Annotated in this window: 4 protein-coding genes and 1 pseudogene; 4 read left to right on the top strand and 1 reads right to left on the bottom strand. The window is 68.2% G+C overall.

From position 1 onward, the window contains the following. Nucleotides 1–130 precede the first annotated feature (130 nt). The 3 genes from ACS04_RS23275 to ACS04_RS23265 all read left to right on the top strand — a co-directional run bounded on the left by ACS04_RS23275 (nucleotide 131) and on the right by ACS04_RS23265 (nucleotide 1,448). Nucleotides 131–487 carry a DUF6247 family protein gene (locus ACS04_RS23275; protein ID WP_048478672.1) on the top strand — a complete coding sequence of 119 codons (357 nt, stop codon included), beginning with the start codon at nucleotides 131–133 and terminating at the stop codon, nucleotides 485–487. Then, nucleotides 484–774, top strand: a complete 291-nt coding sequence (locus ACS04_RS23270; protein WP_048478671.1) for a hypothetical protein — start codon at nucleotides 484–486, stop codon at nucleotides 772–774. Before ACS04_RS23275 ends, ACS04_RS23270 begins: the two co-directional genes overlap by 4 nt. A 188-nt stretch (nucleotides 775–962) precedes the next feature. Beyond that, nucleotides 963–1,448, top strand: coding sequence for a hypothetical protein (locus tag ACS04_RS23265; RefSeq protein WP_209441757.1), 486 nt, complete (start codon nucleotides 963–965; stop codon nucleotides 1,446–1,448). Here the strand turns inward: ACS04_RS23265 and ACS04_RS23260 are convergent. Further along, nucleotides 1,441–2,593: pseudogene (locus tag ACS04_RS23260) on the bottom strand (IS110 family RNA-guided transposase). The gene ACS04_RS23265 and the pseudogene ACS04_RS23260 sit on opposite strands and share 8 nt — an antisense overlap. Nucleotides 2,594–4,068: 1,475 nt before the next feature. Here ACS04_RS23260 and ACS04_RS23255 point away from each other — a divergent pair. Then, nucleotides 4,069–5,007, top strand: a complete 939-nt coding sequence (locus tag ACS04_RS23255) for a MerR family transcriptional regulator (protein WP_048478669.1) — start codon at nucleotides 4,069–4,071, stop codon at nucleotides 5,005–5,007. Nucleotides 5,008–5,606: the final 599 nt, after the last annotated feature.

Genomic DNA, 5,606 nt, shown 5'->3' with positions numbered 1-5,606 from the left:
GGGAGAGTAGGACGCCGCCGAACAATCATTGTGAAAAGCCCCGTACCGGGTATCCGGTACGGGGCTTTTTGCGTTTACGGGCACGCCGTACGGACGGTCGCTATCCTGGCCACGTTCCCCTGGAGGCACGATGACAGCACAGCACCTCGAAGACGACGGTCCCCTCATCCCCCAGCCGGCCATGACGCGCGAAGCCCTGCGGGACGCCGTGCGCCGGATCGACATGGCACACCTCGCCGAGTTCGACAGGGAATGCCATGCGGCGTTCGACCGCGCCGCGGAGACGGGTGCCATCAACCCGCTCCGCTTCTTCCTGATCAAGTGGGCCACGCATGTGGCCATCCACCGCTGGCCCGCCCGGGCCGCGGCCCTGCGCGAAGCCGAGCGTGCCGCCGGCGACCCGGCCGCCACGGAGGAACGATTCCGTGCCGCCATGGAGACCAGCAGCCGCATCCTGGCCGAGGCCCAGCGGGAGATCGGTCAGTGACCCTGCGGGGTGAGGGAGTGGAGAACGAAGGCGGCTGGGCCTGGGAATGCGACCCGAGCCGGCTCTGGGTACTCGGCGACATGCCGGCGGAGCAGCAGGAGTTGGTCGCCGGCGTCATGGAGGGCCTGGTCGACCTGGCGTCGATGGCGATCGACCCCAAGGACGGCAGCCTCTACGAGGACCCCAGCCCCATGCGGCTGCGTACGTACGAGGACGAGCACCTGATGCTCTGGTACCAGACCATTCCCCACCGCCGCCGCGTCTACCTCAAGCGCGTCAACCTCTGACCCCGAAAATCCCCCTCCTCGGCTGCTCGGCTGCTCGGATCGGACAGGAGCATCGGACAGGAGCACCCGAGGTTCGCCGTCCCGGTGGGTCGCCGGTGGCGGGCAGGCCCTGTCGAACGGGGGCCCCTCTCTCTTTGGTCAAGGGAAACGGGGCTGCGTTGGATCAGGTAGCCGGGCAGCATGGCGGGGTGGCCGATCTTCTATGGGATGACGTGAGCTGTTTCTTCGACCCCGACCTGATGGGGTCGCTGCCGGACGTGCGTGTCCCGGATTGCTCGGTGGAGGACTGGCAGACGGTCCTGGACCTCATCGAGGAGAGAGGCTGGAAGTGCCAGTTCTCCGAAGGCGAGACGGTGCTGCCCGTGCCTCGGGCGGAGACCGTGCTGTCCCGCTCGGTAGATGCTGAGTGCCCGCAGCTGCGGGTCTGGCCGACTGCCGAGGTGCTGGCGATCTTCCGTTTCCTCGACGACGAGGTCATCGACTTCGATGTCGACCTGCGGGAGTTGCAGGGCCAGGAGCGACTTGATGTGTTCTGCGGCTTCTTGCGGGAGATCGGGCAACGCTTGGGCAAGCCGGTTCTGATGGATCCGGAGGGTGACTACGGCCATCCCGTGCTCGGTTTCGATGTCGAGGCCGATCGGGTCGTCCTCCTGGCCGATCCGTTGGTCATGTGACCGGTGCTGCCGGCCGCGATTCGTAGAAGGTTCCGTCGCGGAACATCGCGAAGAGGACGTCGGCCCGGTGCCGGGCGAGGCAGAGCAGGGCCTGCGTGTGGTGCTTGCCCTGGGCGATTTTCTTGTCGTAGTAGGCCCGCGATGCCGGATTGCCCAGGGCGGCGAACGCGCAGAGGAAGAATGCCCGTTTGAGCTGCTTGTTTCCTCTCCGGGAGGGCTGTTCGCCGCGGATCGAGGAGCCCGAACTGCGGGTCGCGGGGGCGAGTCCGGCGTAGGCGGCGAGGTGGTCGGCGGTCGGCAAGGTGCTGCCGTCACCGACCTCGATCAGGATCCGGGCTCCGGTCCTGACGCTGATGCCCGGCATCGACGTCAGGACCTTCGAAAGAGGGTGGGCCGCCAGGAGTTCCTCGATCCGTCCGGCCAGGAGTATGCGCTGGTCAAGGACGGCGGCGAGGGATCCGGCCAGGATCGGGACGATCAGCGATGTCCTCGACCAGCTGCTCGGCCATCCGCGGCGTCTTTGGCCGTAGCAGCGTGACCAGGCGGCGCCTTACGGCCTTGCGTATCTGGGCCGGTGATCCGAACCGTTCCAGCAGGGTCAGCACCGCCGGGTGCTGCAACCTGGGCCCCAGTACCCGTTCCAGCAACGGGTGGATCTGGGTCAGCAGCCCGTGCAGGCGGTTCGCGGCCCGGGTGGCCTCGCCGGCCAGGTCGTCATCTAATCCGACGATCATCTCCAGTTCGGCGATCGTCTCGTCCTCGCCGTCGATAGCCCGCAGCGTGTGGGGCATCGCGCGGGCCGCGTCCGCGATGATGAACGCGTCCCTGGCATCGGTCTTGGCCTCGCCTGGGTAGAGGTCGGCGATCCGCCGCGTCGTCAGCCCGGGCAGGTAGGCGACCGGGCAGCCCATGTCCCGGGCAACCCCCAGTGTCAGGGCCCCGATGGAGGCCGTCTGGTCGACCACGACCAGCACCGTTCCGTGCTTGGCCTGGAGTTTCGCGAACAGCTCGCGAAGCTTCGGTTCAGTGTTGGGCAGCCACTTGTCGAACGCCCTCTTTCCGGCCAGTGTGACGGCGGTGGCGCGGTGTTCGCTCTTGCCGACGTCCAGGCCGAGGAAGACGTCGATGTCGCTGATGTCGATCACGTGCCGGCCCCTCCATCACGCTTTCGTCCGGCCTTGCCTCGGCACCGAGCTGCCACACCCACGTTACGGAGAGCTCTTCCGGCTCGGGTGAAGTCGGTGCTCAAGCCCCTCATCAGCGGTCCGTCGATGCCTCCGGGCCCGGTGACACCACCCCCGGTCATCAACCGCAACAAGTGGGGAAGTCATGCCGGTCCCGAAGGCCGGTAGCCCCATTGCGGAGCCACGAAGACGGTAACGGGGGGCTCTGGCCCGGCTCGGCGACGTGGCCGCCTGTGACAGCACCCCGGAGCCGAAGATCCAGGACTACGCGATGGGCGCGACGGAATCCGCGCCGCCCAGCAGCACCGGGCCTGGCCGCGACCTTCCCGCCGCCCCCTCGACTACGCCGCATACGACCACGTGGGGCTCGGGGCGAACTGGCTCGCCGTGGCCGGGTCGAACAAGGTCGTCAAGGCGTCCAGGACCCAGCCCGCCGTGGTTCTTGCGGTGGCGATAGGCGCCTACCCCGAGCGGGTCCTGGCGGGCGGCGGTCGGGACGAGCCGGTGGTGACGGCCCACCGACGACGGGGGTGGACCGCGACCGGTACGCGGCCGGCTGGACGGGCAGTCGGGTCTGGAAGCCGACGCCGGCGCGTACGGGTTGTCCGCCGTGACGGACCGGGCCGGCACCTCGCCATCGCCCCCGAGGCTTCTCCGCGCTGCACGTCGGCAGGACCAGTTCGTGCTGAGCCAGCCGGACGTCCGTCACGAGTCCGCCGTCGATCACCGAAGCTCCCGCATGGCGCTGTGAGCGTTCGACGACCGACCCCGTCTGCCCCCTGGCGGCCGGCCGCTCCGGCGGGAACGCGGGGAATCGACGAGCGCCCGCGGCAGCCGGTTCTCGACATCGACGTCGGCAAGGTGTCGGACATCAACCCCGCCTCGGACGCGGGGCGCTGGGGTCCCCTGCTCTGGCGGCCCGACGACGACAAGGGCTGCTCCGTGGCGGCCACGGACCTGCGGAACGGCCTGGCCGTCCGCCGCGCGGACCTGGGGTCGGCTTGCTCTCCGTACGAGCTCCCGGCCGATGGCGACTGGAGATCGGGTTGGATCTGCTCAACCGACTCGCCGTTCATGCGGCGCCGCAGCACAGTGTGCAGTCTGTCTTGGGTAACGACGGGCCGCCGGCCACTTTGCTTGCCCTTGCGGGCCGCCGTGGCCCGGTCTCCGCCGTCGCGGCGAAGACCCTGAGCAGCCGGCCCGGTCCGCTGGGGTCGTACATGCCGGGCGGCGGTCCGGCGCGTATCTCCAGGATGCGGCCGCGCGCGAGAGCGGCTTCGAACTGGGGCCTTCTCGGAGAACACCTGGTCGCGGTCGGTGCGCCGTGCTTGGCGACAGTTTTCGATCTTGCTCGGGCAAAGGACCGTTGTGAGACTTCGACCGTCGCGAGTTCACGAGCTTGAGTCTCCAGCTACGGGAGACCAGAGGGTGGGGACATGAACGGCCGCACGCTCTACTCGATCGGCGAACTGGCACGTCGGACCGGTAGCACGGTCAAGACCATTCGGTTCTACTCCGACTGCGGGCTCCTCCCGCCCGCTGACCGCAGCCCAGCCGGCTACCGCCTCTACCACCACGACGCCGTCGCACGCCTGGAGCTCGTGAGAACCCTGCGCGACCTGGGACTGGACCTCGCGGCCGTCCGGCAGGTCATGGACCGGGAACTCGCGCTGTCGGAGGTCGCCGCGGTGCATGCCGACGCGTTGGACGTGCAGATCCGAGTCCTGCGGCTACAGCGCGCGGTGCTGACTGCGGTCGCGACCCGCGGGGCTACCCCTGAGGAGACACTTCTGTTGCACAAACTGGCCAAGCTGTCCGAAGCCGAACGCCAACAGCTGATCGGCGACTTCCTCGACGCCGCGTTCGGTGGCGTGGGTACCAGCTCCATGTTGGCGGGAGCCATGCGCTCGATGACTCCGGAACTGCCGGACAACCCCGATACGGAGCAGATCCAGGCGTGGGTGGAACTGGCCGAGCTGTCGCAGGACCCGGACTTCCGCACCCTGGTACGAGACCTGGCCCAGGAGCAGACGGCCAGGCACATCGCGGGCCGACCACCCGCGCTGCACGACGACTTGGCTGCGATCGTCCGTGACCAGGTCACGTCGACCGTGGCAGCGGGTGTCGAACCGGCTTCGCCCGAGGCCGATCCGGTCGTCGCGGCTCTCATGACCCGCTGCGCACATCTCCTCGACCGCGGTGACGATGCCGCGTCGCGGGGGCAGCTGCTGGTCCGGCTGGCACGTATGAATGACCCCCGAAGGGAGCGGTACTCCTCGCTGCTAGCGGTGATCAACGGCTGGCCGGGTCCGGAGAGCCTGGGGCCGGTGCTCGACTGGGCAGTCCACGCTCTCCAGGCTCGGACACGGAGATGACGGGACGACTGCGGGGTGGCATGGACCAGCCCCTGCTGCACATGATCCGGTGAGTGATAGCGGGCTTCCACTCCGTGCGGGTGCTGATTTACAAGGCGAGCTGGACGAACAGGTCCACCAGCGAGTCGGTGATCTCTGTCTGGCGTAGTGAGGCGGGTGGTCGCCGTGATGCGGCCTCGGCTGGGCCGTCGACCGCACCCTTACAGGGGCCGCTTCCAGGCCGACGCCGGCGCCTGCGGCCCGGGGTGAGGGGGCCCAGTGCGCGGGGCCCCGCCCTCGTTTTGACACCTCCAGGGCCTAGTTGTAGAGTCGAACGGTTGCCTGGAACTGGACAAGTTCGGCAGCCATCAGCAAGATCCCTCGTGTCCACGGAATCGAATTCCGGGGGCACGCACTCGACTCCTCATCCAGGAATCCGAAGCCGGGAAATCCGGTGGAAAACTTCTGATAGAGTCGGCATCGCCGGAAAGGGAAACGCGAAAGCGAGGACCTGGAAAGCGAATCCCGCTTCGACCGGGGGTCAGGCCCGAAAGGATCTGATAGAGTCGGAAACGCAAGAACGAAGAACGAAAGCCCGGAGGAAAGCCCGAGAGGGTGAG

The organism is Streptomyces roseus, assembly GCF_001044425.1.
Classification (GTDB): domain Bacteria; phylum Actinomycetota; class Actinomycetes; order Streptomycetales; family Streptomycetaceae; genus Streptomyces; species Streptomyces roseus.
Note: the sequence above shows the minus strand (reverse complement) of the source record. Positions and strands in the feature narration are given on the sequence as shown.